At 71.0% G+C, this 24484-nt stretch carries 25 protein-coding genes and 1 tRNA gene; 11 read left to right on the top strand and 15 right to left on the bottom strand.

What is annotated here, in order from left to right; all coding sequences use genetic code 11:
• Positions 1-328: 328 nt before the first annotated feature.
• Positions 329-1288: a hypothetical protein gene (locus ISP_RS32770; protein ID WP_013228171.1), complete on the bottom strand. Its 960-nt coding sequence runs from the start codon at positions 1286-1288 to the stop codon at positions 329-331.
• Between the two features lie 274 nt (positions 1289-1562).
• Here ISP_RS32770 and ISP_RS32765 point away from each other — a divergent pair, with 274 nt between their 5' ends.
• The 4 genes from ISP_RS32765 (at position 1563) to ISP_RS32750 (ending at position 4987) form a co-directional block, all read left to right on the top strand.
• Positions 1563-2534 (top strand): hypothetical protein, encoded by a 972-nt coding sequence (locus ISP_RS32765; protein WP_013228170.1) that lies wholly within the window; start codon positions 1563-1565, stop codon positions 2532-2534.
• Between the two features lie 32 nt (positions 2535-2566).
• Positions 2567-3358 (top strand): metalloregulator ArsR/SmtB family transcription factor, encoded by a 792-nt coding sequence (locus ISP_RS32760; RefSeq protein WP_013228169.1) that lies wholly within the window; start codon positions 2567-2569, stop codon positions 3356-3358.
• A 3-nt stretch (positions 3359-3361) separates the two neighbouring features.
• The gene (locus ISP_RS32755) at positions 3362-3961 is read left to right on the top strand and encodes a dihydrofolate reductase family protein (protein ID WP_013228168.1); all 600 of its coding nucleotides are present in this window, start codon (positions 3362-3364) and stop codon (positions 3959-3961) included.
• Positions 3962-4099: 138 nt separating this feature from the next.
• Positions 4100-4987: an NAD(P)H-binding protein gene (locus tag ISP_RS32750; protein WP_013228167.1), complete on the top strand. Its 888-nt coding sequence runs from the start codon at positions 4100-4102 to the stop codon at positions 4985-4987.
• A 13-nt stretch (positions 4988-5000) separates the two neighbouring features.
• Here ISP_RS32750 and ISP_RS32745 read toward each other — a convergent pair whose 3' ends face one another.
• Together ISP_RS32745 and ISP_RS32740 are read right to left on the bottom strand one after the other, a co-directional pair.
• Positions 5001-5783 (bottom strand): IS630 family transposase, encoded by a 783-nt coding sequence (locus ISP_RS32745; protein ID WP_230468965.1) that lies wholly within the window; start codon positions 5781-5783, stop codon positions 5001-5003.
• Positions 5672-6151, bottom strand: a complete 480-nt coding sequence (locus tag ISP_RS32740) for a helix-turn-helix domain-containing protein (protein WP_230468964.1) — start codon at positions 6149-6151, stop codon at positions 5672-5674. The genes ISP_RS32745 and ISP_RS32740 overlap by 112 nt, the downstream gene beginning before the upstream one ends.
• 383 nt (positions 6152-6534) lie before the next feature.
• On the opposite strand from ISP_RS32740, the gene ISP_RS32735 reads away from it, so the two are divergent.
• Together ISP_RS32735 and ISP_RS32730 are read left to right on the top strand one after the other, a co-directional pair.
• Entirely contained in the window at positions 6535-7737 is a 1203-nt protein-coding gene (locus ISP_RS32735) for a cytochrome P450 (RefSeq protein ID WP_013228164.1), read from the top strand.
• Between the two features lie 5 nt (positions 7738-7742).
• Positions 7743-9680 carry a multicopper oxidase family protein gene (locus tag ISP_RS32730; protein ID WP_013228163.1) on the top strand — a complete coding sequence of 646 codons (1938 nt, stop codon included), beginning with the start codon at positions 7743-7745 and terminating at the stop codon, positions 9678-9680.
• Positions 9681-10019: 339 nt separating this feature from the next.
• Here the strand turns inward: ISP_RS32730 and ISP_RS32725 are convergent.
• A tRNA-Ile gene (locus ISP_RS32725) sits at positions 10020-10093 on the bottom strand.
• Positions 10094-10279: 186 nt separating this feature from the next.
• Here ISP_RS32725 and ISP_RS32720 point away from each other — a divergent pair.
• On the top strand, positions 10280-10549 hold the full coding sequence (locus ISP_RS32720) for a hypothetical protein (protein ID WP_013228162.1): 270 nt from the start codon (positions 10280-10282) through the stop codon (positions 10547-10549).
• Between the two features lie 108 nt (positions 10550-10657).
• Here the strand turns inward: ISP_RS32720 and ISP_RS32715 are convergent, their stop codons facing one another.
• Positions 10658-11626: a bile acid:sodium symporter family protein gene (locus tag ISP_RS32715; RefSeq protein WP_013228161.1), complete on the bottom strand. Its 969-nt coding sequence runs from the start codon at positions 11624-11626 to the stop codon at positions 10658-10660.
• A 96-nt stretch (positions 11627-11722) separates the two neighbouring features.
• On the opposite strand from ISP_RS32715, the gene ISP_RS32710 reads away from it, so the two are divergent.
• Positions 11723-12556, top strand: a complete 834-nt coding sequence (locus ISP_RS32710; protein WP_013228160.1) for a LysR family transcriptional regulator — start codon at positions 11723-11725, stop codon at positions 12554-12556.
• Here ISP_RS32710 and ISP_RS32705 read toward each other — a convergent pair.
• Both ISP_RS32705 and ISP_RS32700 read right to left on the bottom strand, forming a co-directional pair.
• Positions 12553-13149 carry a sigma-70 family RNA polymerase sigma factor gene (locus tag ISP_RS32705; protein WP_049878264.1) on the bottom strand — a complete coding sequence of 199 codons (597 nt, stop codon included), beginning with the start codon at positions 13147-13149 and terminating at the stop codon, positions 12553-12555. The genes ISP_RS32710 and ISP_RS32705 overlap by 4 nt on opposite strands.
• 146 nt (positions 13150-13295) lie before the next feature.
• Positions 13296-13784, bottom strand: a complete 489-nt coding sequence (locus ISP_RS32700; protein WP_013228158.1) for an RNA polymerase sigma factor — start codon at positions 13782-13784, stop codon at positions 13296-13298.
• Positions 13785-14302: 518 nt separating this feature from the next.
• Between ISP_RS32700 and ISP_RS32695 the strand changes: the two genes are divergently transcribed.
• A complete protein-coding gene (locus tag ISP_RS32695; protein WP_013228157.1) occupies positions 14303-14566 on the top strand; it encodes a WhiB family transcriptional regulator in 264 nt (87 codons plus the stop codon).
• Positions 14567-14703: 137 nt separating this feature from the next.
• Here the strand turns inward: ISP_RS32695 and ISP_RS32690 are convergent, their stop codons facing one another.
• Positions 14704-15741, bottom strand: a complete 1038-nt coding sequence (locus ISP_RS32690) for a sigma-70 family RNA polymerase sigma factor (RefSeq protein ID WP_013228156.1) — start codon at positions 15739-15741, stop codon at positions 14704-14706.
• A 39-nt stretch (positions 15742-15780) separates the two neighbouring features.
• Here ISP_RS32690 and ISP_RS32685 point away from each other — a divergent pair, with 39 nt between their 5' ends.
• Both ISP_RS32685 and ISP_RS32680 read left to right on the top strand, forming a co-directional pair.
• On the top strand, positions 15781-16524 hold the full coding sequence (locus ISP_RS32685) for an SDR family NAD(P)-dependent oxidoreductase (protein ID WP_013228155.1): 744 nt from the start codon (positions 15781-15783) through the stop codon (positions 16522-16524).
• A 207-nt stretch (positions 16525-16731) separates the two neighbouring features.
• Complete coding sequence (locus ISP_RS32680; RefSeq protein ID WP_013228154.1) at positions 16732-17961, top strand: LCP family protein; 1230 nt, start codon at positions 16732-16734, stop codon at positions 17959-17961.
• 4 nt (positions 17962-17965) lie between these two features.
• Here ISP_RS32680 and ISP_RS32675 read toward each other — a convergent pair whose 3' ends face one another.
• From ISP_RS32675 to ISP_RS32645, 7 genes are all read right to left on the bottom strand, one after another.
• Complete coding sequence (locus ISP_RS32675; protein WP_013228153.1) at positions 17966-19162, bottom strand: acyl-CoA dehydrogenase family protein; 1197 nt, start codon at positions 19160-19162, stop codon at positions 17966-17968.
• A gap of 1 nt (position 19163) precedes the next feature.
• Positions 19164-20090: a 3-hydroxyacyl-CoA dehydrogenase NAD-binding domain-containing protein gene (locus ISP_RS32670; RefSeq protein ID WP_013228152.1), complete on the bottom strand. Its 927-nt coding sequence runs from the start codon at positions 20088-20090 to the stop codon at positions 19164-19166.
• Entirely contained in the window at positions 20087-20833 is a 747-nt protein-coding gene (locus tag ISP_RS32665; protein ID WP_013228151.1) for an acetoacetate decarboxylase, read from the bottom strand. The genes ISP_RS32670 and ISP_RS32665 overlap by 4 nt, the downstream gene beginning before the upstream one ends.
• Complete coding sequence (locus ISP_RS32660; RefSeq protein ID WP_013228150.1) at positions 20830-21579, bottom strand: crotonase/enoyl-CoA hydratase family protein; 750 nt, start codon at positions 21577-21579, stop codon at positions 20830-20832. The genes ISP_RS32665 and ISP_RS32660 overlap by 4 nt, the downstream gene beginning before the upstream one ends.
• Before the next feature lie 12 nt (positions 21580-21591).
• Positions 21592-22728, bottom strand: coding sequence for a CaiB/BaiF CoA transferase family protein (locus ISP_RS32655; RefSeq protein ID WP_013228149.1), 1137 nt, complete (start codon positions 22726-22728; stop codon positions 21592-21594).
• Positions 22729-22846: 118 nt separating this feature from the next.
• Positions 22847-23752 carry a LysR family transcriptional regulator gene (locus ISP_RS32650; protein ID WP_013228148.1) on the bottom strand — a complete coding sequence of 302 codons (906 nt, stop codon included), beginning with the start codon at positions 23750-23752 and terminating at the stop codon, positions 22847-22849.
• A 137-nt stretch (positions 23753-23889) separates the two neighbouring features.
• A complete protein-coding gene (locus ISP_RS32645; RefSeq protein WP_013228147.1) occupies positions 23890-24393 on the bottom strand; it encodes a hypothetical protein in 504 nt (167 codons plus the stop codon).
• Positions 24394-24484: the final 91 nt, after the last annotated feature.

Genomic DNA, 24484 nt, shown 5'->3' with positions numbered 1-24484 from the left:
GCCGCGGGGGCTCCTCGGCCGCGCGGGGTTGCCTGGCCGTGTGGGGCTGCTCGGGCGGGCGGGGTTGCTTGGCCGCGCGGGGGTTGCTCGAGCGGGCGCGGGGCTGCTCGGCCGCGCGGCGCTGCTCGGGCGCGGGGCCGCTCCGCCGCGCGGGGGTTGGTTGGCTGCGCGGGGCTGCTCGAGCGCGGCGGGCTGCTGGCTGCCCGTGGTTGCCCGGCCGCGGGGGTTGGTTGGCCGCGCGTGGGCTGCTTGAGCGCGGCGGGCTGCTCGGCCCCGCGTGGGCTGCTCGGCCGCGGGGCGCTGCTCGGCCGCGCGGAGCTGCCGCCGCTCAGCGGTCGAGGATCGCCAGGACCGTGGTCACGATCTCCGCCAGCCGCTCCTGGTCGGCCAGTGCCGTCGCCAGCCAGTCGTCGCGGGCGGTGGTGTCCGGGGTGCGCTCGCCGAACAGCTTCCTGACCACCGTCGTCACCACTTCAGCGGGGGCTTCTCCCCGGTTCAGCCGGGTCTCGATGGCCCGCAGGGCCTGCTCGGCCAGGCTCACGAGGCGGGCGTCCGCCAGCTCGTGCTCGCCGACCAGTTCCAGCGCCGGGAACTCCGCGGGCATCGGGGCGACCGGTGCCTGCTTATGCCCCAGCGGGCGCTCGACGTGCTGCGCGTGCCACGCCGGCCGGGTGCGCATGGCGGCCAGGACCCGGCCGACCTCGCGGTCGAGGGTGTCGCGGGTGGCCGGCGGCTCGCCCGTGACCTCGGCGCGCCGCGCCGCCCAGCCGTCCAGGGGCCACAGCTCGGCGCCCGCCGTGGCCGGCACTCCCACCCAGACCAGGATCTGCACCGCCAGGTCGCACAGCCACGGATCGCCGCCGAGCGCGCCGGTCAGCCACGCCGGCAGGCGCGGCCGCTGCAATGCCCCGATTTCGCCGCGGCGACGCCGGTGCGCGTCGACCGTGGCCGGGGTCAGGCGGGTCGCCAGCCAGCCCTCGAGGTTCTCGATCGGGCTCGTCGCGCGCCGCAGGGTGTGGTCCACCACCGCCTCCACGTCGTCGTGGAAGCGGTCGAGGCAGTCCGGCCGCAGCCATTCGAGCCCGCGGGCGCAGTCCGCGTGCCGGCGCCGGTGTTCCAGCGGCTTGGTGATCCGCGTGAAGACCAGCGGCCACGCCACCGTGTAGACCCCGCCGCGCAAGCGGGCGAGGGCGCGGGGCCGTGCGGCCGCCGCCGAGCCGGCGAGCAGGCCGTCGCGGGCCAGCCGCCGGACGCCGGCGACATCGGCCGGGCCGATAGTGTCGAGCACCCATCCTCCCCGATGCCGACGGAAAGCCGACGGGGAAATGGTCGGGCAGCCGCGGAGGCGGAAAAGGCCGCGCGCAGGCCGAAATCGCGCGGAACTGGCCAATGCCTGGCACCGCGGAACCACCTGATCGGCGCAGCCGGTGCCGCCGATCGCCGCGAAGTGCGCGTGTCACAATGAACCTTGTTCTGGTTAGGATGGCGCTACGTTTCGCAACTTTCTGGCCTGCGCTGACCTCGCGCCGGCCGACGGCTGAACAAGGTTCACTGGAAATCCCATGGCACACGAGGACGGGCTGCTCCGGGAACTCACCACGTTGCGGCGCGGCTGGGGATTGGAAGCCGACCGGCTGCGCAGCCGGCTCGGGCCGCTCGTTTCCGGCTGGTGCGAAATCCACCGGACGACGAGCGATCGCGATGCGCGCCGCGTTCTGCGCGAAGCGATTTCGGCCGCGATCGCGGAATTCCCGGCCGACGACCGGTTGGCGGTGAACGTCGCACTGGGCATCGCCCCCGGCGCGCAGCACGCCCTGCTGAGCGACCGGATCGGGGTGCTCGCGGATCAGCTGCGCGTTTCGGAGCGCACGGCCCGGCGCCGCGTCGACCGGTCGTTCGTCCGGCTCGCCGCGGAGATCGAGGCCGGCACGCGGCCGGGCGACGGCGTGCCCGATCCGAACGAGGGCTGGTTCGTGAAGCGGCTCAAGGTGCTCGTCCGGCTCGACACCGCCGAGCCGGAGGTGACCGAGGAACGGCTGATCGTGGCCACCCGCGACACGCTCGGCCGGATCGCCGCGCAGTTCACGGTGCCCCGCACCGAGGACGGCCGGGACGGCGAGCGCGAGGTCGTCGCGGACGCCCGGCACGGCGTCCGGATCAGCGCCGGCACCCGGGAGGGCCAGCGGCACTTCCGCTGGCTGCTCGACCTGCCGCGCGCCTTGGACCGCGGCGACACCCACACGTATTCGCTGGTGTACCGGATCCGGGACGGCCTCCCGATCCGCCCGTCGTACGTGTTCGTGCCGCTGGTGACGTGCGAGTCGTTCGAGGTGCGCGTCCGGTTCCACCCGCGGCGGCCGCCGCGGGTGGTGTGGCGGCTGGACCGCGTCCCGCCCTCGGTGCTCGCCGATCCGCCCCAGCCGGGCGAGCTGCTGCCGCTGGACGGCGCGGACGAGGTGGCGCAGGAGTTCGCCGCGCCGCAGCTGGGGTACGCCCACGGGCTGCGCTGGCTGCCCGGCGGAGATATTCCTTGATGTGAATATTCTGCTGTGTGAATACTGGGTCCATGGACCGGATCGCCGCAGCACTGGGCGACGCCGCGCGGTGGCGCATCGTCGAACTCCTCGCCGAGCGCCCCCGCTCGGTCGGTGAGCTGGCCGAACTGACCGGGCTCCGGCAGCCGCAGACCACCAAGCATCTGCAGACCCTGGCCCGCGCCGGCCTGGTCACCGTCTTCCCGCTCGGCCGGCGGCGCGTCCACGCCCTCGAGGCCGGCCCCCTGGAAGCACTCGCCGGGCGCCTGCGGGAACTGGCCGGTGCCACCGAGGCGCACGCCGGCGAGCGGGCCGCCGTCGCGCGATACCGCGCGGCCATCGAGGCGGACGCGGCGGCCGCGGACCGGGACCGGTGGGCGGACGGGCGCACGTTCACGTTCGACCGCCTGCTGCCCGCGCCGGCCGATGCCGTCTGGCGGCACTGGACGGACCCGAACCTGCTCGCGTCCTGGTGGGTGCCCCCGTCGATGACGGTCACCGCGTGCACCCTCGAGCCGCGGCCGGGGGGCCGGGTCGTGCTCGGCCACCGCGACGCCGACGGCGAGTACCACGCCGAAGGCCGGGTGCGCGTCGCCGACGAGCCCGGCCACCTCGGCTTCGACCTCGCGGTGACCGGGCCCGCCTCCTTCGCCGGCCACTACGACCTCGAGCTCCACCCGGACGCGGCCGGCACCCGGCTGCGGCTGGGCCTGCGCATCACCGCGACGACCGTCGGCGCCGTCCCCTTCATCGCCGGGATCGAAACCGGCTGGCGCCAGGTGCTCGACCACCTCACCGCCGTGCTCTCCGGACGAAAGGCCTGAACCATGACCGAGCCGAGCGGCCGCCGGGTGAGCGCGAACCTGAGCCTCACCCTCGACGGGCGCTACCACGGCCCCGCCGGGCCCGCCGACATGGCCGCGATCCTTCCGTACGCCACGACGGAAGCCGCGCGGCGCCACCTGAGCCGGATCTGGGAGGGCGCGACGACGGCGGTCCTCGGCCGCCGCAACGCGGAGGGCTTCCTGGGGTTCTGGCCCACGGTCGCCGCCGACGAGCACGCCGACCCGCGCGACCGCGGCTACGCGCAATGGCTGGTGGACGCGGAAAAGGTCGTCTTCTCGACGACGTTGGCCGATGCCCCGTGGGAGCGCACCCGGCTGGTGAACGCGCCGGCCGCGGACGTCGTCGCCGAGCTGAAGACCACGGATGGGGGCGACATCCTGGTCAACAGCAGCGCGAGCGTCATCAAACCGCTGCTCGCGGCGGACCTGCTCGACCGGCTGTACCTCATGGTCTGCCCGGAAATCGCGGGCGGCGGCCCCCGGCTGTTCGACGACGGCCTGCCGTCCTCGAAGTGGCGGCTCAGCCACCACGAAACCGGCGAGCTGGGGGAGACGGCGATGGTCTACGACCGCGCACGCTGACCAGCGCGGCAGCCGGGGCCGGTTGACGGGCTCGCACGGCTGGCTGATACTTGCTCACCGGAGGCAAGCCCGACAACGTCCACAATGGACGCACCCGTGGGCACCGAGCCCGTGCAAGCCAAGCTACCTGGGGAAATCATGACGATCCTGGTGACCGGCGCGACCGGCAACGTCGGCCGAAACGTCGTAGACCTGTTGGTGCGGGCGGGGGCCGATGTCCGCGCGACCTCGCGCAACCCGGACGCGCTCGACCTGCCGCCCGAGGTCGACGTCCGCCGGGCGGACCTCAATGAGCCCGAGACGTTCGAGCAAGCCCTGCGGGGCGTGGAGAAACTCTTCCTGTACACCCAGCCGTCCGGAATCGAAGGGGTGCTGGAAGCCGCGAAGGCCGCCGGCGTCGGGCACGTCGTCCTGCTGTCGTCGCTGGCCGCCGCCGGGCGCGATCCGGACCACTGGATCGCGCGGTGGCACCTGGCCGAAGAGGCGGCGATCGAGCGGTCCGGGCTGGCGTGGACGTTCGTCCGGCCGGGTGCGTTCGCCGCGAACTCCCTGCAGTGGGCCGGGTTCGTCAAGAAGGGCGAGCCGGTGCCGATCCTCTACGCCCACTCCTACCTGTCCTCGATCCACGAACGGGACATCGCGGAAGTGAGCACGTGCGCGCTGCTGCAGGACGGCCACGCCGGCGCGAAGTACGGCATCACCGGGGGCGAGAGCATCACCCAGGCCGAGCAGCTCGCCCTGATCGGCCGGGCGATCGGCCGTGAGCTCGACTTCGTGGACCTCACCGGCGACGCCGCCCGGGCCGATTTCCAGGCCCGGATCGGTGGGCGCTTCGAAGAGCTGGTGGCGGAGGGAACGGTCGGCCGCGGGGACGCGTCGAGCATCATCGAGACGAGGATCCGCTACTACGAGGAAGCGCTCGACGGGCCCGAGGAGATCGACCCGACGGTCGAGAAAGTCCTGGGCAAGCCCCCGCGCACCTTCGCCGAGTGGGCGGAGGACCACAAGGCGGACTTCACGGACTAGTAGAGTGTCGCGCCTAACTTTTGGGATATAGGTGGCGGAGTTTGACGCGTGCGTCGTCGGTGGTGAACTGCCAGCGGACTTGGCGTTGCTCGGTGTTGATGGCGTGTTGCCAGGCGGCGAGTTCGGTGTTGAGGGTGTCGAGGTCGCTGATGCGGCGGTCGAGGCATTGCCGGGCCAGTGCGGAGAGTTCGATCTCGGCGATGTTGAGCCAGGACCCGTGTTTGGGGGTGTGGTGGATCTCGAGACGCTGGGCCAGGGCGAAGGCCTCACTGGGTTCGAAGGCCTCGTAGAGCGAGGCAATGCTGTGAGTGTTGAGGTTGTCCATCACCAGCACCACGGTCTCGGCGTCGGGGTAGTCCACGGTCAGTAGCTCTTTGACCTGCCTGGCCCAGTCGATCCGGGTCCGCTGGGCCAGGGCGTGCACGCGGCGCCACCCGCGCAGGGGCTCGGCCCACACAAAGATCGAACAGGTGCCGCATCGGACGTATTCGCTGTCCTGGCAAGCGTTGCGGCCCGGCCGGGCCGGAAGCGGGTCGCGGACGTGGCCGAGGAGCTGGAAGGGTTTCTCGTCCATGCACACGACCGGGCGGGCGGGGTCGTAGGGCCGAGCGTAGACCGCCAATACGTCCTCCATGCGGGCCGCGAACTCTGCGTCCGCCCGTGGCGGGATGTTCCAGCATTTCCTCAGATGAGGACGCAGTTCCGTTTTTTTAGAACCCGGCCGATGGTGGAGTGGTCCAGGCTGGGGATGTCCTCGGTGAGTTCGACGTGTTTCTCCAGCAACCGCAACGACCACCGGGCATGCCCCGCCGGCGGTGTCGAGCACGCCAAGGCGATCAGCCGGGCCTCCACCTCCCCGGTGACCGGGGAGGGCACCGGCGGAAGGTCACGCTTCTTGCGCGAGATCGTGGCAAGGACATCGCCGCCGGTCTCAGCGAATCGCTTGGCAACCAGCCGCAGCATCTCACCCGAAACCTCGAGCCGGGCCGCGATCACTTCCTTCGGATCGGGCTCGCCCACCGAGGTGTCCAGCGCGAGCAGCACCCGTGCCCGCCTGATCGCCGATGCCGGATGCACACCCGTGGTGGTCAGCCGGATCAACTCCTCACGATCCCGCGCCGACAACCTGACCGGCCGCTTCAACTCTGAAGGCACGACAACCATCCTCGTCCGGCAGGCGAAGGACCTGCCGGACAACACCTTCTCAGCCACAGGCACCACAGCTAAGCAGCGACACGCTACTAGGGCCGTTCAGCACCCCGCCGCCACCGGGCAATCCCGTACGTGGACCCATCGCGGGGTCCGCGCACCGCGCACACTGTCCATTGCGGACTTGAGAGAGCGGTTTCCGCAGGAAGTGTCCGGTGGCGGCGGGGTTTTTGCTGCGCGCGGCCTGGCCGGGCCGGTGCGCCGGGACGTCGAGGAATACCAAGTGTGAGGATGCGCGCCCGGCCGCCGCTTCACTAACGTTCCGACTCCGAGCCGCACCGACGCCGTTCCTCGCCGTGCGGATCGCCGGTATTCCCCGTGCCCGGAGGGTTCCCCGCATGACCGAGACCGTTGTGTTCCCGCAGGATCGCACCTGCCCCTACCAGCCCGCACCGGCCTACCTGCCGCTGGCCGACCGGAAGCCGCTCGCCCAGGTCGCGCTCTACGACGGCCGGCGCGTCTGGGCCATCACCAGCCGGGACGTGGCGCGCCGGCTGCTGATCGATCCCCGGATCTCCAGTGACCGCACCAATCCGGCGTGGCCGATGATGTTCGCGAGCATCGCCGCCACCGTCAGCGACGTCCAGCAGAAGGTGATGAAGATCGTCACCGCGCTGGTCGGCGTCGACGGCCCGGTGCACAACGCCCGGCGCAAGCTGCTGATCCCCAGCTTCACGACCCGTCGGATCAACGCCCTGCGCCCGCGGATCCAGGAGATCGTCGACCGGCAGCTGGACGAGCTGATCGCCGCCGGGCCGCCGGCGGATCTGATCCCCGCGTTCGCCGGGCCGGTGCCGGTGACCATCCTGTACCGGCTGATGGGCATCCCGGACAGCGATCACGAGTACTTCGAGAAGAAGTCCTTCCAGCTCGCGGCGGGTCCGGACGCCAACGGGGCGTACGACGAGCTCATGGCCTACATGGGCGAGCTGATCGCGCAGAGGCGGCGGAACCCCGGTGACACCGTCCTCGACGACCTCCTGGCCGAACGCGGCGCCAAGGGCGAAGTGGACGAAGAGCTGATCTCGACGCTGGTCCTGCAGGTGGCCGGCGGCCACGGCACCACCGGGACGATGATCTCGCTCAGCACGTTCGTCCTGCTCCAGAACCCGGACCGGCTTGCCGAACTGCGTGCCGACCCGTCGTTGCTGCCCATCGCCGTGGACGAGCTGCTGCGCGTACTGTCCATTCCGGACGGTGTTTCGCGGCTGGCCGTCGACGACATCGAGGTCGAGGGCGCCACCATCCGCAAGGGCGACGGCGTCTTCTTCATCACCTCGCTGATCAACCGCGACGAGGACGTCCACGAGGCGCCGGACACCCTCGGCTGGCACCGCGCCACGGCCCGGGACCACGTCTCGTTCGGGTTCGGCGCCCACCAGTGCCTCGGGCAGAACCTCGCGCGCGTCACGATGGAGATCGCCCTGGGCACGTTGCTCGAGCGCCTGCCCGGCCTGCGGCTCGCGGTTCCGGCCGAGGAGATCCCGTTCAACCCCACCGCGGGATTCCAGGTCCTGACCGAACTTCCGGTTGCCTGGTAGGAGAAGTGAACGACTCGCTCGACCGGCGCACGTTCCTCGCCGCCGCGGCGCTCGGTTCCGCGGGCGTCGTGGCGGGGGTGAACCTGCTCGGACCGGGTGCTCCGCGGACGGCGTCGGCGGCGACCACGCCACCGGCGTCTTCCGCGGCGCCGAACTTCGGGCTCACCAAGTTCCTCGACCCGCTGCGGATCCCGCCGGTGATCCAGGCGCATTCGCGGCGGAACGCCGGCGAGCTCACGATCACGATGACCACCGCGCGGACGCGGCTGCACTCCCAGCTGCCGGAAACCACGCTGTGGACCTACGAAGGCCAGTTCCCCGGCCCGACCGTCGAGGTGCGCAGCGGCAAGCGGCTGCGCGTGGCGTGGGCCAGCGAACTGCGCGGCACGGTCCCGCTCGTGGCGGTGCGGGCACCGTACGCGGTGCCGACGCCGGCGAACCGGCCCGGCTACCGCGCCGCGGACGGCAGCCTGCCCGCCGGGGTGGAGCTGGTCGAGGGCGTGGCCGAACTGCCGCCGTGGAACGTCGTGCACCTGCACGGCGCGCTGACGAACGCCGGCAACGACGGCTGGGCGCACAACGGGATTTCGCCGGGGCAGACGCAGCTCACCGAGTACCCGAACCGCCAGGCCGCCACCGCGCTCTGGTACCACGACCACGCGATGGCCGTGACGCGCTTCAACGTCCACTCCGGACTCGCGGGCCTGTACCTGCTCCGCGACGACGAGGAGGACCGGCTGCGGCTGCCCGGTGGTGACCACGAAATCCCGCTGATCCTCGCCGACCGCAATTTCGACACCGACCCGGCGACCGGCGCGCTCACCGGCCGGCTGCTGTTCAAGTTCCAGTACCTGCCCGGGTCCGGCACGACGGCGCCGGTGACCGGTCCGTTCACGCTCGTCAACGGCGGCATCTGGCCGCACCTGGACGTGGACGCGCGCTGGTACCGCTTCCGGGCGCTCAACACGGCGAACGGCCGGTTCTTCCGCCTCGACCTGGTCGACGAGGCGGGCGTCGTGCACAACGACGCGGTCCGGATCGCGGGCACGGACGCGGGTTTGCTGCCCGGGCCGGCGGCGGTGCCGGCGGGCGGGCTGACCCTGACCCCGGGTGAGCGCGCCGACCTGCTGATCGACTTCAGCCGCTTTCCGGGGCAGCGCTTGCGGCTGGTCAACACGGGGGCCTCGATCGAGCCGGACATCATGGAGTTCCGCGTCGAGAGCCGGCGCCGCCCGGATCCGTTCCGGCCACCGGCCCGGCTGTCCGCTTCGTACGTCCGGCTGGCCGAGGGGGTGAACGTGCCGGCGGCTCACGACGAGGTGTTCGTGGCGACGACCCCGCCGGGGGTGGCCGGCCGCCCGCACCCGGAAATGTGGGAGCTGAAGGAGATCACCGATCCGGCGGAGGTGCCGGCGCGCTTCCCGGAGGAGGGCGTCATCCAGCTCACCGACCCGGTGCTGGGGCACGTGCGAACGTTCCGGAGGGTGGCGAGCCTGTTCGACGACGCGACGACGATCTTCATCGACCGTGGCCGCTGGGTGGTGTGGAACCTGATCCAGCTGGGCGGCGCCCCGCATCCGATGCACATCCACCTGGCCCGGTTCCAGTTGCTGACCAGACGCAAGTTCCCCGACCTGACGGCATTCGACACGACGGCGGCCGGCACCTCCCGCCCGCTACCCACTCCCACCGACGGTCCGGCGATCGAAGGGCACGAAGAGGGCTGGAAGGACACGTTCAACGTGTGGGCGGGGGAGTGGATCCGCGTGGCGGGCCGTTTCGAGGAGGCAACGGGCGAGTTCATGTACCACTGCCACATCCTCGACCACGAGGACGAGGGAATGATGCGCCCGTTCGTGGTCCACCCCCCGGAGATAGCCCGTTTCCACATGCACCCCAAATCCCCACCAGGCCACCCCATGCCCCACCACAACGGCCATTAGAAGCGGCCCGCCACACAGGCCGCGGCCCGAACGGCCGGCGGCAGCACGGACCGAAGGTGACGGCGAGGGTGCCCAGGGCGCGAACAAGAGGGTGCGAACCCGGGGCAACCACGGCGGGGAGAGCGAATCGGAGCGCTCCAACCCAAGGTTCTGCGCGGAGTCGCGACCGCGGGGCACAGCCCGAGGCGAACCAGACGGGAGTTCACGGCGCGAAGCAACCCAGACGGGGGTCCGGGGGCAGAGCCCGCCGGGCGGGGTCTGGGGGTTGCACCCCCAGAAGGAGGAACGAAACGAGCGAGCCCGGCGGAGGCGCGAAGCGCCGAGCCGGGCTCACGAGTGTAGGGCGGGCGGGGCTCGAACCCGCGGCCAAGGGATTATGAGTCCCCTGCTCTAACCAACTGAGCTACCGCCCCCTCGCCTCGGCGCGCCGAACCGGCCCGAGGTTTGCATGTGCACAGAACACTCAGTTCGCTTCAAGTTATCACAGCGGCCATCCGGGCAGATCCGGTAGGCCAAACAGGTTGAAGTGGCCGCCGAGCGGCGCAGGCTCGTTTAGGTTGCAAGGGCGTCACCGCTGACCGGAACGGCGGGAGGAAGCAATGGGCTCTGCCACCTCGTCTCCTTACCGGGCGACCCGGCTGGCGTTGCTGGTTGCGTTCACCGCGGGGGCCGGTTCGGGGTACCTCGCGCACGAGTACCGGGAGGTCGTCGTGGCGAACCCGGGGGTCATCGGCTTGACGCTGTTGCTCGTGTTCGCGGCCGGCGGTCTGATCCGCGTTGTCGCGCGGGCGTTGCGGCGCGCGGGCTCGCGTGTCGATGCCATTTTCGCGGAGGAGCTGGGAAACAAACCTTCGCCGCGCCCGCGTTGACGGAAAGCCTTGGCGGGCCGGGTGAAAACCGCGGATTTCGCCGACGGAGAACGCTTTCCCGGTCGGCCACCGAGCCCACCGTCCACAAGGGAATGACCCGCCCGCCGGTCAAGCCGGCACGAGCTCCTGCTCGGCGGCGTACCGGCGCGCCAGGGTGGCGCAGACGATCAGCTGGATCTGGTGGAACAGCATCAGCGGCAGCACGATCAGCCCCACCTGGGCGTGCCCGAACAGCACCGTCGCCATCGGCAGGCCGCTGGCCAGGCTCTTCTTCGACCCGCAGAACACGATCGTGATCCGGTCCGCGCGGGCGAAGCCCAGCAGGCGCGCGCCCCGGCCGGTCGCCGCCAGCACCGTCGCGAGCAGTGCGCAGCACACCACAACCAGCACCAGGAGGTGACCCAGGTCGAGCCGGTGCCAGATGCCCTCCGTCATGCCCGCGCTGAACGCCGTGTAGACCACCAAAAGGATCGAGCCGCGGTCGAGGAGTTTCAGCGGCGCCGCGTGGCGCGTGATCCAGCCGCCGATCCAGCGGCGCGCCAGCTGGCCCGCCACGAACGGCGCGAGCAGCTGCAGCACGATCCCGAGCACCGCCGATCCGTCGACGCCCGCGCCGTCGCCGGCCAATAGCAGGGCCACCAGCAGCGGCGTCAGCACGATGCCGGCCAGGTTGGACAGCGACGCGCTGCAGATCGCCGCCGCGACGTTGCCGCGGGCGATCGAGGTGAACGCGATCGACGACTGCACGGTCGAGGGCAGCACCGCCAGGAACAGCACGCCGGCTGCCAGCTGGGCCGGCAGGATCGACGGCGGCAGCAGGAACAGCGCCAGGCCGAGCAGCGGGAACAGGACGAACGTCGCCGCGAGCACCACCGCGTGCAGCCGCCAGTGCCGCAGCCCTTCGAGGGCTTCCTGGGTCGACAGCCGGGCGCCGTAGAGGAAGAACAGCAGGCCGACGGCGATCGTGGTGGCGACACCGAAGCCGCCGGCCACCGCGCCCGAAGCGGGCAGCAGGGTGGCGACGCCGACGGTGGCGAGGAGCGCGAGGACGAACGGGTCGAGGCGTAACCGGGACATGGATCTCCTTCCACGGCCATTTTCGGCGATCCGACGCTCATTCGGAACCCCGATGACCGGACTGACTGTCATCGCGAATCGCGATAAGCTCGCCCGGTGCTGGACCCCCGCCTGTGCCGTTCGTTCCTCGCCGTCGCCGAGACGCGCAGCTTCACCGCGGCCGCCCGGCGGCTGGGGGTCGGCCAGCCGACGGTCAGCCAGCACGTGCGGCGGCTCGAGCGCGACTCCGGCGGGCTGCTGTTCGCCCGCGACACCCACACCGTCGAGCTCACCGCGCGCGGGCAGGCGATGCTCGCGTTCGCGCAGACCGTCGTCGACACTGAAGAGCGCGCGGAGCGGCACTTCCGCGGCGCCGAACTGCGCGGCCGGGTGCGCTTCGGCGTCTCCGAGGACTTCGCGCTGGGCGAGCTGCCGGAGATCCTGCACCGGCTGCGCCGCAGTCACCCGCTGGTGGACGTCGAGCTGACCGTCGAGCTGTCGGACGTCCTGACCCGGCGGCTGCGGTCCGGGCAGCTCGACCTGGTGCTGGGCAAACGCCGCCCGGGCGCGCACCACGGCCGGTTGCTCTGGCGGGAGCCGCTGGTCTGGATCGGGTCGGCCGCCACCCTGCTGGAGCCGGGCCGGCCGGTGCCGCTGGTGCAGTACCCGATGCCGTCGATCACGCGGCAGCTGGCGGTGGAGTGCCTCGAGCGGGCCGGTCTCGAGTGGCGCGCGGCGTGCCAGACGTCGAGCCTCACCGGCCTGCGCGCCGCGGCGGCGGCCGGCCTGGGCGTCACCCTGCACGCGCGCAGCCTGATCCCGGCCGACCTGATCGAGCTCGACGGCCTGCCGGAGCCCGGCGACATCGAGTTCATGCTGCTGGCCCGGGAGTCGATGGAAGGCCCGGCGGCGGCACTCGCGGAATTCGTCCTGGAGCGCGTCCGGCGCTAAGTCTCTTCGCCGGTGAGCAGCCGGCGCAGGCGGCCCAAAGCGCGGTGCTGGGCCACGCGCACCGCCCCGGGCGTGGACCCGACCGCCGCGGCCGTCTCTTCCGCCGACAGCCCGACCACCACCCGCAGCACGACGATCTCCCGCTGCTTCGCGGGCAGGATGTCCAGCAGCCGGGCCAGCCGCTCGTTCAGCTCGAACCGCAGCGCACGCTGCTCCGGGCCGACGGACTCGCTGACGCCGTCGGGGACCTCCGGCACCGGGTCGGTGCGGTTGCGGGCCGCGGCGCGGTGGGCGTCGGCCACCTTGTGCTGGGCGATGCCGTAGACGAACGCCAGGAACGGGCGCCCCTGGTCGTGGTAGGACGGCAGTGCGGTGAGCACGGCGAGGCAGACCTCCTGGGCGACGTCGTCCGCCGAAGTGAACGAGCGCTCGTGCCGGCCGACGCGGGCCCGGCAGTAGCGCACCACCAGCGGCCGGACGGTGGCGAGCAGGCGCGCGATCGCGGTCTCGTCGCCGGCGATCGCGGCGGCGACCGGCTCGTCGTGGCGCCGCCAGTGCGGGGGGAACGTCTCCGGGGGCGGGGTCGCGGCGATCTCCCGGACCAGGGCCCGGCTGCGCACGCGCAGCAGGGCGCCCTCGACGTCGAGCCCGGCGCGCAGCGAGTCGTGCAGGGCGGCGTTGGACTCCCGCAGCTGCTCGGTGATCGCCCGATCCCCGTACTCGGTTGCCGGCATTTCCTTCACCTTTTCCTGTCCTGCTGGTCACCGGGCCTGGTGGCCCGGAGTCGCCTGAGGCGTTCGCGCACGTGGCGGAGGGTGGAGCGGACGGTCGCGGGGGCGATCCGGAGCGCCTCCGCGATCTGCGAGGGCGTGAACCCGTCGAGCGACCACGCCAGCACCATCCGCTGCTTGCCCGGGAGGGCGGCGAGCAGCTCGATGAGCCCCGCGTGCTGCTCGACCAGCTCGGCGAGCTCCTCGTCGTCCCGCGGATCGCCGGCCAGGGTCCAGTCCGCCCGCACGTCGCCCGCGGCGTCGATCAGCCGCCCGGCGACCCGGCGCACCCAGGCCCGCGGGTCCTCGACGATCGGCCACGCCTCCAGCGCGTGCAGCATCGCCTCGGCGGCGACGTCGCGGGCCGTCTCGACCTCGAACCCGGCTTTGCAGAGGAACGCCACGAGAGCCGGGAAGTCGGCGCGGAAGAACGCGTCGAACTCGTCATGACCGCACACGGAACCCCACCACCCCTCGCCCTCACAAGGACAGGTGCACTGAGGTGACCGCTACGTGTAACGATTAGATCAAGACTGCCCGGTAGGAGTAATGGACCGCGTTGCCTCGGTGACGGCTGGTGACGACGCCCGTGGGAGCGGTCGGTGACCGGCGCCGCCGGGCCCCGCGAACGGCGGGTTCCGGACGCGCGACAGACATGGTTTCGGCGGAACGCGTTTCGATCACTCCCGACCGGAAACCCGTAGCGGACAACGCGGAAGCGGACCGGCGCCGGCCGGCTCGAGGCCCTCGGCGGCCCGCGCACGTCGCCGATCGGGTGACGTGATCGACATCGAGATCCCCGGAAGAAAGGCGTACTCTCATGTGTTGCAGTCTTGGTTGCCCGGAGGGTGAGCCGGGGACCGAAGCCAAAACCCCCTTGACCCAGGCGGATACGCTCGCGCGCCCGCCGGGGTTAAGTCGGTTGACGCGCCCCAACAATGGGAAGCAGTAACAAGTAAGGAGGTGAACGAAGGAAATGGAAGCCACGATGACGGGCTGGGCGGAACTCGCGGCCTGCAAGGACGAGGACCCGGAACTGTTCTTCCCGATCTCCGAGGTCGGCCCCGGCGCCCGGCAGACGGCGCAGGCGAAGGCCGTGTGCGCGCGCTGCCCCGTGCGCGCCGAATGCCTCGGCTACGCGCTCGACAACGGCCTCGACCACGGCGTCTTCGGCGGCAGCACCGCGGACGAACGACGCCGGCTGGTGCGCACCGCACCACAGCGGCACCGAGCAGCCTGACCGCCGCCCGGTGACCTCTTCCCGGCGGCCTCGAGCACCAGCACCGAATCCGGAAGAAAACCGATTCCGGTCGTGTGCGCGCCCGGGTGGGTGATTCCCCGTGAATCGCCCACCCGGGCTTTCTTTGTGCGCGAAATCTATGCGCCGCTTTGCATCTTTCCCGGGGACCGGTGGTCATCGTGCTCTTCCGGCCACGTCTCCGGCAGGCCCCACGCCGCCGCCGTGACCGACTCGAACGCGGCCATCGCCGTGATCGACCCGCCCTCGATCGTGAGGAGGGTGACCCCGAACCACCGGTGATCGTGCTCATTCGGGCGTCGCAGGTAAGTGGCCACCGCGGGCTGGCGGTTGGCGCGCACGGGCAGCATCCGGAACCGTCCGACACAGTCCGGTGACGCCGGGTCCATCGACAGCGAAAGCGCCCGGATGATCGAAGCGCGGTTGCCGAACCACAGCGTGTACGGCGGCATGATCGCCTGGGCGTCTTCGTGCAGCAGCCGGGCGACCGCGGCCGGGTCACCGGCTTCGTACGCGGCGATGAACCGCTTGAGCAGCGCCGCTTCCTCGGCCGTCGGATCGCCGACCGTCCACTCTGCACGCCGCGCGGGCAACCGCTCACGCAACGTCGCGCGAGCCCGCTGGAGCGCGCTGTTCGCCGACGCCACGCTCGTCTCCAGCAGCGCCGCCGTCTCCTTCGCCGACCAGCCGAGCACGTCCCGCAGGATCAGCGTCGCCCGCTGGCGCGGCGGCAGGTACTGGACGGCGGCGAGGTAGGCGAGCTCGATGGTCTCCCGCTCGACCACGGCGGCGCCCGGATCGTCGGTTCCGCCGGGAGCCGCGCCGTCGAGCAGCCGGTCCGGGTACGGCTCGAGCCACGGCAGGTCGGCGGCCGCGATCGAGCCGGCCGGCTCCCCGGCCGGGCCGAGCTGGTCGGGCAGCACCCGCCGCGGACGGCGGGCGAGGACGTCGAGGCACGCGTTCGTGGCGATCCGGTAGAGCCAGGTGCGCACGCTCGCCCGGCCCTCGAACCCGTCGCGGCCCTTCCACGCGCGCAGGAACGTCTCCTGCGCGAGGTCTTCGGCGTCGGCCAGCGAACCGAGCATCCGGTAGCAGTGCACCTGGATCTCCCGGCGGTGCCGTTCGACGAGCGTCTCGAAATCCTGTGCGTGCCCCACCCCGGCACGCTAGCGCACCCGGGCTGGGAGAATGCGGCGGTGAGCGGAACGGTGCTGGTACTGGGCGGACGCAGCGAAATCGGGTTGGCCGTGGCGAAACGCCTGGTCAGCGGGGATGTGCGTCGATTCGTGCTGGCCGCACGGCCGGGGGCGGACCTGACCGCGGAGGTCGCCGCGCTGGGCGAGGCCGGCGCCGAGGCGGTGGAGACGGCCGAGTTCGACGCCGACGACCTCGCCGCGCACGGTCCCTTCCTGGAGAAGGTGGCAGCTGAGCACGGGCCGCTCGAGACCGTCGTGCTCGCCTTCGGCGTCCTCGGCGACCAGGCGCGCGCCGAACAGGACAGCGCCCACGCCGCCGCGATCGTGCACACCGACTACGTCGCCCAGGTCGGCGTGCTCACCCACGCCGCGAACCTGCTGCGCGCGCAGGGGCACGGCCGGCTCGTCGTGTTCTCCTCGGTGGCCGGGGTGCGGGTGCGCCGCGCGAACTACGTATACGGCTCGGCCAAAGCCGGCCTCGACGGCTTCGCGTGCGGGCTCGCCGACGCGCTGCACGGCTCCGGCGTCCACCTCCTGCTCGTCCGCCCCGGCTTCGTGATCGGCCGGATGACCGAAGGCATGACGCCGGCGCCGTTCTCCAGCACCCCGGACCAGGTGGCCGAGGCGACGGTCGCCGCGCTGCGCCGCGGCCGCGGGGTCGTCTGGGTGCCCGGACTGCTCCGTCCGGTCTTCTTCGCGATGCGCCTGCTGCCGCGCGCGATCTGGCGCAAACTGCCGCGGTGACGCGATAGGGTCGGCCGGTGTGGCCGGTGCCACAGCACATCGGCGTGCACACACCCCTACCGTGTGTGGCGAAACCGGCCCAGGGCCCGGAAACGGCTCGGCCGATCGGGCAGCGTCACAGCTTTCCGACAACTTTCTCAGCTGATTCCCAGCTAACGCGGTGATCCTCGAACAGGGGAACCATCGGCGGGAAGCAAGGGGAAAGACGTGCTGTTGTCGACGCGGGGGCGCCGGATCGGCGGCCGGGTCGCGCTCGGCGTCGTCTCCACGGTGGTGCTCGGCGCCACCGGCTACCTGTGGACGCAGCTGGGCGCCCTGGACGACGGCATCGTCACCGCCGACGTCATCCCGCCGGCGGCGCAGGTCGACACCGACGACACCCCGCCGGGCGAGCCGCTGAAGGTCGCCCAGAACCTCCTGCTCGTCGGGATCGACGCCCGTACCGACGCGTACGGCAACCCGTTGCCACAGAACGTGCTCGACGCGCTCCACGCCGGCGGCGGCGACGACGGCGGCGACACCACCGACACGATGATCGTGGTCCACATCCCGGCGGGCGGCGCCGCGGCCACCGCGATCTCGATCCCGCGCGATTCCTATGTGGACATCGCGGGCGGGTACGGCAAACACAAGATCAACTCGGCGTACAGCCGCGGCAAGAACGCCGCGATGTCCGGGCTGCGCGCCCACGGGCTCGCCGGCGCGCAGCTGGAGGTGGCGGCGAACGAGGCGGGCGCGAAGACGGCGATCCAGACGGTGGAGAAGTTCACCGGGCTGACGATCAACCACTACGCGGCGATCAACCTCGCGGGCTTCGACGCGCTGTCGCAGGCCGTCGGCGGCGTCGAGGTCTGCCTCAAGGCGCCGGTGCACGACACCTACTCCGGCGCGGACTTCGCGGCCGGCCCGCAGACGCTGTCCGGGGCGCAGGCGCTCGCCTTCGTCCGGCAGCGCCACGGGCTGCTCAACGGCGACCTCGACCGCATCGCGCGGCAGCAGGCGTTCCTGTCGGGCATGGCGAAGAAGGTGCTGAGCGCGGGCACGTTCACCGACCCGGCGAAGCTGAGTTCGCTGGTCGGCGCGGTGCAGGGCTCGGTGGTGCTGGACAAGGACTGGGACATCCTGAGTTTCGCCCAGCAGCTGCGGGGGATGACCTCGGGGGCGATCGCCTTCGCCACCATCCCGGTGCAGAGCCTGTCGCTGCAGACGCCGTCGGACGGTGACGCGGTCAAGGTCGACCCGGCGCAGGTCCAGCAGTTCGTCCGCACGGCGATCAGCACCGCCGCGGTCCAGGCCGCCGGCGACGACACGACCGGCGACGTGAAGCCGGTGGCCGCCACCGGCACGAAGGCACCGGCGCCGGGCACTTCGGCTACTTCGGGTACTTCGGACGCGAAACAGCCGGCGACCAGTACGGCCGCCGGCTGCGTGAACTGAGTGCTCAGACGAACGCGCTCTGTCCGGTGATCGCCTTGCCGACGATCAGGGTGTTCATCTCGCGCGTGCCCTCGAAGGAGTAGATCGCCTCGGCGTCGGCGAAGAACCGCGCCACGTCGTACTCGAGCACGATCCCGTTGCCGCCGAAGATCTCCCGGCTCCAGGCGACGACCTCGCGCATCCGCGCGGTGACGAACGCCTTGGCCAGCGAGGAGTGCTCGTCCTGGAAGATCCCCGCGTCCTGCAGGCGGGCGAGCTGCACCAGCATGCCCCAGGAGGCGGTGATGTTGCCGAGGCTCTTGACGAGCAGGTCCTGCACCAGCTGGAAGCGGGCGATCGGCCGGCCGAACTGCGTGCGCTCCTTGGCGTAGTCCAGCGCGAGCTCGTAGGCGCCGATCATCACGCCCAGCGCCTGCCAGGCCACACCGCCGCGGGTGGCGCGCAGGATCTCGGCGACGTCGCGGAAGGAGTTGATGCCCTGCAGGCGGTTCTCTTCCGGAACGCGGACGTCGGTCAGGGTGATTTCGGCGTTTTCGACGATCCGGAACGCCGTCTTGCCCTGGATCTTCTCCGCCACGAAGCCCGGCGTGCCCTTCTCGACGACGAACCCCTTGACGTGGTTGTCGTCGAGGTCCCGGGCCCACACCACGACGTAGTCGGCGAAAGTCGCGTTGCCGATCCACTTCTTGGCGCCGTTGAGGATCCAGCTGTCACCGTCTCGCTTGGCCGTGGTGCGCATGCCACCGGCGACGTCGGAGCCGCCGAGCGGTTCGGTCATCGCGAACGCGCCGATCTTGTCCATCGCGGCCATTTCCGGGAGCCAGCGGTCGCGCTGCTCCTGGCTGCCGCCGCTCGCGATCGAGTACATCGCGAGTCCGTTGTGGACACCGAAGAACGTCGCCACCGAAGCGTCCGTGCGGCTCATCTCCATCGCCATCATGCCGGTGAGCAGGTGGCTGACCGCCGGCTTGTGCTCGCCGTAGCCCTCGTAGGGCAGGCCCGCCAGGCCCGACTCCCGGAACATCCCGATCAGTTCCTTCGGGAAGGTGCCGGCTTCCCAGTTCTCGTTCACCAGCGGCTTGACGTCGGTGCGCATGAACTCGCGCGCCTTGACGAGCAGCTTGCGCTCGTCGTCGCCCAGCAGCGTTTCGAAGTTGTAGAAGTCGGCGGTCAGCTGGCCTTCGAGTGCTTCCATGGTCATGTCAGTTCTCCTCCACTGCGTTCAACACTGCGAGCTGCTTGCGGTCGCGCGTCTCGGCGAGTTCCGAGTACGTGGAGGAGCCGTAAGCCGTTTCGACAGCTTCGATGAGCTGTTCCTGCTCTTCGGGGCTCTGGCTGGGGTTGCCCAGCCCGGCCCACATCTTCTTCATGGACTTGCCGATGTGCTCGGCCATGTGCCGGTAGCCACCCGGGCCACCGCCGAGGTGCGAGCCGAGGAACGGCCCGACCGTGGCCCAGCGGATGCCGAGCGAATTCGTGATCACCTTGTCGAGGTCCTCGGGGGTGACGACACCCTGCTCGACGAGGTAGATCGCCTCGCGGCTCAGCGCGTTCTGCAGCCGGTTGCCGACGAAGCCGGGGATCTCCTTGCGCTCCACGACCGGCGTGCGGCCGAGGAAGGTGTAGAAGCCGACGGCCCTCCGCACGGACTCTTCGCTGGTGCGCTCGCCGGGAACGACCTCGACCAGCGGGATCAGGTGCGGGGGGTTGAACGGGTGTCCGATGAGGACCCGGCTCGCGTCGGCCAGGTCGCCGGTGAACGCCGTCGACGGGATGGCGCTCGACGAGCTCAGCAGCAGCGCGTGCTTCGGCGCTTCCTCGAGGAGGGTCTTGAACAGGTCCTTTTTGAACTCGACGTTCTCGGGACCGTTCTCCTGCACGACGTCGGCGTCCCGGACCGCCTCGGCGACGTCGCCGGCGAGGATGACCCGGTCGGCCAGCCCGGTGACGTCGAGGCCGCGGGCGGCCAGGTGCGGGGTGAACTCCTCGAGAGCCTTCAGGACCGCGTCGGCGAGGTCGGGGCGGGGGTCGCTCACCCGGACGGTCAGGCCGTGGCCGGCGAACAGTGCCGTCCAGGACAGGCCGATGGTGCCGGCGCCGATGACGGCCGCGGTGCGGAATTCCTTCATGACCGCACTCCCTTCAGGTAGTCGAAGACCGGCTTGACCGGGGCGAGCGTCAGGTCGGTGCGGATGTGACTCGCGGAAACGACCTCCAGCACCGGCAGGTCGGCCAGCGGGGCCAGGACGTGCTGGAACAGCTGCAGCCGGGCCGGGGCGGTGTAGGCCTCCTTGACCACGACGTCGGTGATCTCGGTGCGGACCAGCTCCTGCACGCGCGGGGCGCCGTCGTAGCCGGGGATCGTCTTGAGCATGAACGTCGGGACGGTGATCTGGCGTTCGGCCTCGCGGACGTCCAGGGCGTGGTGCTTGTAGCCCATGGTCGCCGTGGCGACCCGCAGCGTCCCGTAGTCCAGCGTGCCGACGAGCACACCGTTGTCGACATAGAGCTTCGGGCTGCCGGCGGTCTTGGGGTAGGCGCTGACCTCACGCCCGGACGCGGTGGCCGGGAAGTTGTCGAGGTACATCGCGTGCAGGTACTCGCCGCGCTCGCCGTCGAAGCTGACCTCGATCGCCTGGCCGGACTCGGTGTAGGGGCCGTAGCCGGAGACGTCGCCCATCTTCATGACTTCGAAGCGCACCAACGGTTCCTCGACCTGCAGCGGCTCCGGCACGACCGCGCGCAGGGCGTCGGCGTCGGTGCGGTAGACGATGTTGAGGTACTCGCGGTCGGTGAACCTCGGGACCACGGGCGCGAACGCCGGGGCGGTCAGCGGGGTCGTCACGTGCTGCCGGACTTCTTCGATCTTCATTCGCCTGTCCACTTCGGAGCGCGGCGCTCGGCGAAGGCGGTCATGCCCTCGCGGACGTCGTTGGACTGCATCAGCTTTTTGGTCTCTTCGCGTTGCACGGCAAAGGCTTCGGCCTCCGAGCCGCGCACGATCTTCTTGACGGCGGCAAGCGCGAGGGGTGCGTTCTCCGCCAGCTTCTCGGCGAGGCCGACGGCGACCGCGGCGGCGTCGCCGTCGGCGGTCACGCGGTTGACCAGGCCGAGCTCGCCGGCGCGGCGGCCGGTGACGGGCTCGCCGGTGAGCAGGAACTCCATCGCGAGGTGGTGCGGGATCCGCTTCGGCAGCCGGATCACGCCGCCGCCCGCGGCGATCAGGCCGCGCTTGACCTCGGGCAGGCCGAACTGCGCGGTTTCCCCGGCGACGATCAGGTCGCAGCCCAGTGCCAGTTCGAACCCGCCGCCCATGGCGAACCCTTCGACGGCGGCGATCAGCGGCTTGGTCAGCTCGGCTTCGGTCAGGCCCCCGAACCCGCGGCCGCGGATCTCCGGGGACTCGCCCTTGAGTGCGGCCTTGAGGTCCATGCCGGCGCTGAAGGTGTTCTCCGCGCCGGTCAGGACACCCGCCCGGAGGGTGGGGTCGCTCTCGAGTTCGTCGAGGGCGGCGGCCAGCCCGGCCGCGACCGCGGCGTTGACCGCGTTGCGGGCCTGGGGCCGGTCGATGGTGATCAGCAGGGTGCTGCCGATCCGTTCGGTGCGTACTTCGGTCATGACTTGCTTCTTTCAGAGTTCCGCGAGGACTTCGGCGGTGTCCTGGCCGGCCAGCGGGGCCAGGCGGCGGATCGAGCCGGGCGTCGCGGAGAACTTCACCGGGATGCCGACCGTGCGGATGGTGCCCTCGCTCGGGTGCTCGACGGTGTCGAGCAGGTGGCCGTCGCGGACGTACGGGTCCTCGTGGGCGTGGTCCAGTTCCAGTGCCGGAGCCATCGGGATGCTGTGCTTGGCGCACACCTCGGCCCACTCCTCGGTGGTCAGCGCCGGGGCGCACACCGCGATCTGCTCGCTCAGCCACTCGTTGTCGGCCCGGTTGATGGCATCGCCGTTCACGCGCGGGTCGGCGGCGAGGTCGGGGCGCCCGGCCGCGGCGAAGAAGTCGCGGAAGTTCTGCGGGTTGTAGGGGATGACGCAGGCGAGGCCGTCCTTGGTGCGGACCGCGGCGTGGCCCTTCGTCATCGACAGCGCGAACCCGGTGGGGCCGGTGGCCGGCTCGTAGGTGTGCCCGGCGAGGTGTTCGACGAGGTTGAACGCGATGAGCGTGTCGGTCATCGGGATCTCGACCTGCTGGCCCTGGCCGGTCTTGTCGCGGTGCACCAGCGCGGCGAGCACGCTGTAGGCGATGGTCAGCGACGAGACCTTGTCGCCGATGATCGTCGGCAGGTAGACCGGCTCGCCGAGCGCGCGGTTGGCCACGTCGACCAGGCCGGAGGAGGCCTGCACGGTCTCGTCGTAGGCGGCGTTCCCGGCGCGGTCGGAGTCGCTGCGGAAGCCCTGCGCGTGGGCGTAGACCAGCCGCGGGTTGCGCGCGGCGACGTCGGCGTAGTTCAGGCCGAGCCGGGCCAGCGCGCCGGGGCGCATGTTGGTGATCAGCACGTCGGCCGTGTCGATCAGCTTGAGGGCCTGCTCGCGCTCGGTCTCGTCCTTGAGGTTGAGGGCCACGCTGCGCTTGTTGCGGTTGACGTTGAGGTTCAGCGCGGTCATGCCCGGCGTGGTGCGGTACTCGCCCACCCGCACGGTGTCCGCGGGGGACTCGATCTTGATCACGTCGGCGCCCAGGTCGCCGAGGATCTGCGCCGCGTACGGGCCCATGACCACGGTCGAGAGGTCGATCACGCGCACGCCGTCCAGAGGTCCGGTCGTCATCTTTTCGTCCTTTCGCGCCTTGCTGCTTCGCTCTACTTACGAACGTAGGCGCGTCCGGCATGAAAGGGAATGATCATGATACGAACAATGGTATGACTCTGGTGGTCATACCATTCTGTTAGCTGCTGAGCGGTTCGGCGAAGATCTCTTTCGCGGCGTCGACGAGGTCGCGCAGGTCGCCGTCGGTGCGGTCGCGCCGCCAGAGGAGGCCGGTGTCCAGCTGGGGGCGGAAATCCGTGAAGGGCAGCACGGTGACGTTGTCGAGCCGGTAGCCGTGCATCGGGCTCTTGGCGTCGAGCATGGAAATGGAAAAGGCTTCACCGCTGGAGATGATTTCCGACGTCCCGCCGTAACCGGTGTTGGTCAGTCGGATGCGTTTCTTGACACCCAATTCGTTCAATTGGTGGTCCAGCTGGTCGAAATAGGCGGGGACGATTTCACCTGGTGAGGCGACGTACGGGAATTCGGCGAGCTCGGCCAGGCTGACCGAGTCCCGGCCGGCGAACAGGTCGGCGGGCACGACGGCACCGAGCCGTTCGCTCATCACGGGCAGCTGTTCCAGCGCGGGATCGGCGACCGGCAGCCGGGCGAGGGTGAGCGCGAGCTTCCCGTCGTGCACGCCCTGCACGAGGTCGGCGGTGGTGCCGGGCCAGCGTTTGAGCTCGTAGCTTTGTTTCACCCGCTCGGCGAGAGCCTTGACCCGGTCCCGCAGATCGGGGTGCACGCCGGCGGGCATGCCGAGGAAGACGGTGCTGCGCTGCGGCTTGGTGGCTTCTGCGAGCTTCCACGGAATGGCGCTGACCTGCTCGAGAACGTCCCGCGCGAGCGGCAGCAGCGCGGCCCCGGCGTCGGTGAGCGTGACGTGGTGGGTGCTGCGGTCGAACAGCTGCTGCCCGAGTTCGTGCTCGAGGTCCTTGATCCGCTGGCTGAGCGGGGAGGCGGCCATGTGCAGCTTCCGCGCGGCCGCGGAAAAGTTCAGTTCCTCGGCGACCGCGACGAAGTAGCGCAGGTGCAGCATCTCCATCCCCCGACCCTAACCACCCGACCCGACCCCCCAGGCACGCAACCCGACCCCAGTTGCGCGAGTTGCCCCTCCAGTCACGCGTGTCGACCGTCCGCGCAGGCGAGTCGACCCTCCCGCCGAGTTCCCCCGGGTCCGGATCACCGGGCCGGGAAGATCTCCAGATCACTCCGGCCGGCCTCGGTGAAGGCCGCGACGGCGGTGCGCAGCTTTTCCCGGGCTTCGTCGTAGTCCCGGGCGAACCGCTGGTCGATGGCGCCCTGGTGGCCGGGTTTGCTCGACGTCCGGATGGTCGTGGCGAGGTCGGTGAGTTCCGTGGCCGCGCGGACCACTTCGGACACCGCGCGGCCCAGGGGTTCCGGGGCGAAGAACGCGACCTGGTGACTCCGTCCGACGAGGCGGTCGAGGTGACGTTGCCGGTCCTCCGGGGTGGTTGCCCAAAGCGGGGCGGTCACGATCTCGTACGCGCACCCGATGAAGTCGGGGTACAGCTTTTCCTTGTGCTCGCGGGAGAGCCGGCGTTGCTCGATCCGGCGCTCGGCCCGCTTCGGGAGCAGCGTCGCCAGCGCGGCCGTGAGGGCGGTGAGCAGGCCGGTGGCCAAGGCGAACACGCCGCTTCCCCACCAGGGCGTCGTCGAGGTCATCGGCCGACTTTATCCGGTCGGCGGGTGACGGAAATCCGCGAAACGGTGGCGAAAGGGCGGTGCCCGGTGAACACCGGGCACCGCCGCCGCG

Origin of the sequence: Amycolatopsis mediterranei (genome assembly GCF_026017845.1) — a bacterium.
Classification (GTDB): domain Bacteria; phylum Actinomycetota; class Actinomycetes; order Mycobacteriales; family Pseudonocardiaceae; genus Amycolatopsis; species Amycolatopsis mediterranei.
The sequence above is the reverse complement of the archived record's forward strand: the minus strand, read 5'-3'. Positions and strand labels throughout refer to the sequence as shown.

What these genes read in the sequence shown, in the direction of transcription:
- ISP_RS32765 (WP_013228170.1), top strand. Translation starts at nt 1,563, where the DNA reads ATGGCACACGAGGACGGGCTGCTCCGGGAACTCACCACGTTGCGGCGC.
- ISP_RS32760 (WP_013228169.1), top strand. Translation starts at nt 2,567, where the DNA reads ATGGACCGGATCGCCGCAGCACTGGGCGACGCCGCGCGGTGGCGCATC.
- ISP_RS32755 (WP_013228168.1), top strand. Translation starts at nt 3,362, where the DNA reads ATGACCGAGCCGAGCGGCCGCCGGGTGAGCGCGAACCTGAGCCTCACC.
- ISP_RS32750 (WP_013228167.1), top strand. Translation starts at nt 4,100, where the DNA reads ATGACGATCCTGGTGACCGGCGCGACCGGCAACGTCGGCCGAAACGTC.
- ISP_RS32740 (WP_230468964.1), bottom strand. Translation starts at nt 6,151, where the DNA reads ATGGTTGTCGTGCCTTCAGAGTTGAAGCGGCCGGTCAGGTTGTCGGCG.
- ISP_RS32735 (WP_013228164.1), top strand. Translation starts at nt 6,535, where the DNA reads ATGACCGAGACCGTTGTGTTCCCGCAGGATCGCACCTGCCCCTACCAG.
- ISP_RS32720 (WP_013228162.1), top strand. Translation starts at nt 10,280, where the DNA reads ATGGGCTCTGCCACCTCGTCTCCTTACCGGGCGACCCGGCTGGCGTTG.
- ISP_RS32715 (WP_013228161.1), bottom strand. Translation starts at nt 11,626, where the DNA reads ATGTCCCGGTTACGCCTCGACCCGTTCGTCCTCGCGCTCCTCGCCACC.
- ISP_RS32695 (WP_013228157.1), top strand. Translation starts at nt 14,303, where the DNA reads ATGGAAGCCACGATGACGGGCTGGGCGGAACTCGCGGCCTGCAAGGAC.
- ISP_RS32675 (WP_013228153.1), bottom strand. Translation starts at nt 19,162, where the DNA reads ATGACCATGGAAGCACTCGAAGGCCAGCTGACCGCCGACTTCTACAAC.
- ISP_RS32670 (WP_013228152.1), bottom strand. Translation starts at nt 20,090, where the DNA reads ATGAAGGAATTCCGCACCGCGGCCGTCATCGGCGCCGGCACCATCGGC.
- ISP_RS32665 (WP_013228151.1), bottom strand. Translation starts at nt 20,833, where the DNA reads ATGAAGATCGAAGAAGTCCGGCAGCACGTGACGACCCCGCTGACCGCC.
- ISP_RS32660 (WP_013228150.1), bottom strand. Translation starts at nt 21,579, where the DNA reads ATGACCGAAGTACGCACCGAACGGATCGGCAGCACCCTGCTGATCACC.
- ISP_RS32655 (WP_013228149.1), bottom strand. Translation starts at nt 22,728, where the DNA reads ATGACGACCGGACCTCTGGACGGCGTGCGCGTGATCGACCTCTCGACC.
- ISP_RS32650 (WP_013228148.1), bottom strand. Translation starts at nt 23,752, where the DNA reads ATGGAGATGCTGCACCTGCGCTACTTCGTCGCGGTCGCCGAGGAACTG.
- ISP_RS32645 (WP_013228147.1), bottom strand. Translation starts at nt 24,393, where the DNA reads ATGACCTCGACGACGCCCTGGTGGGGAAGCGGCGTGTTCGCCTTGGCC.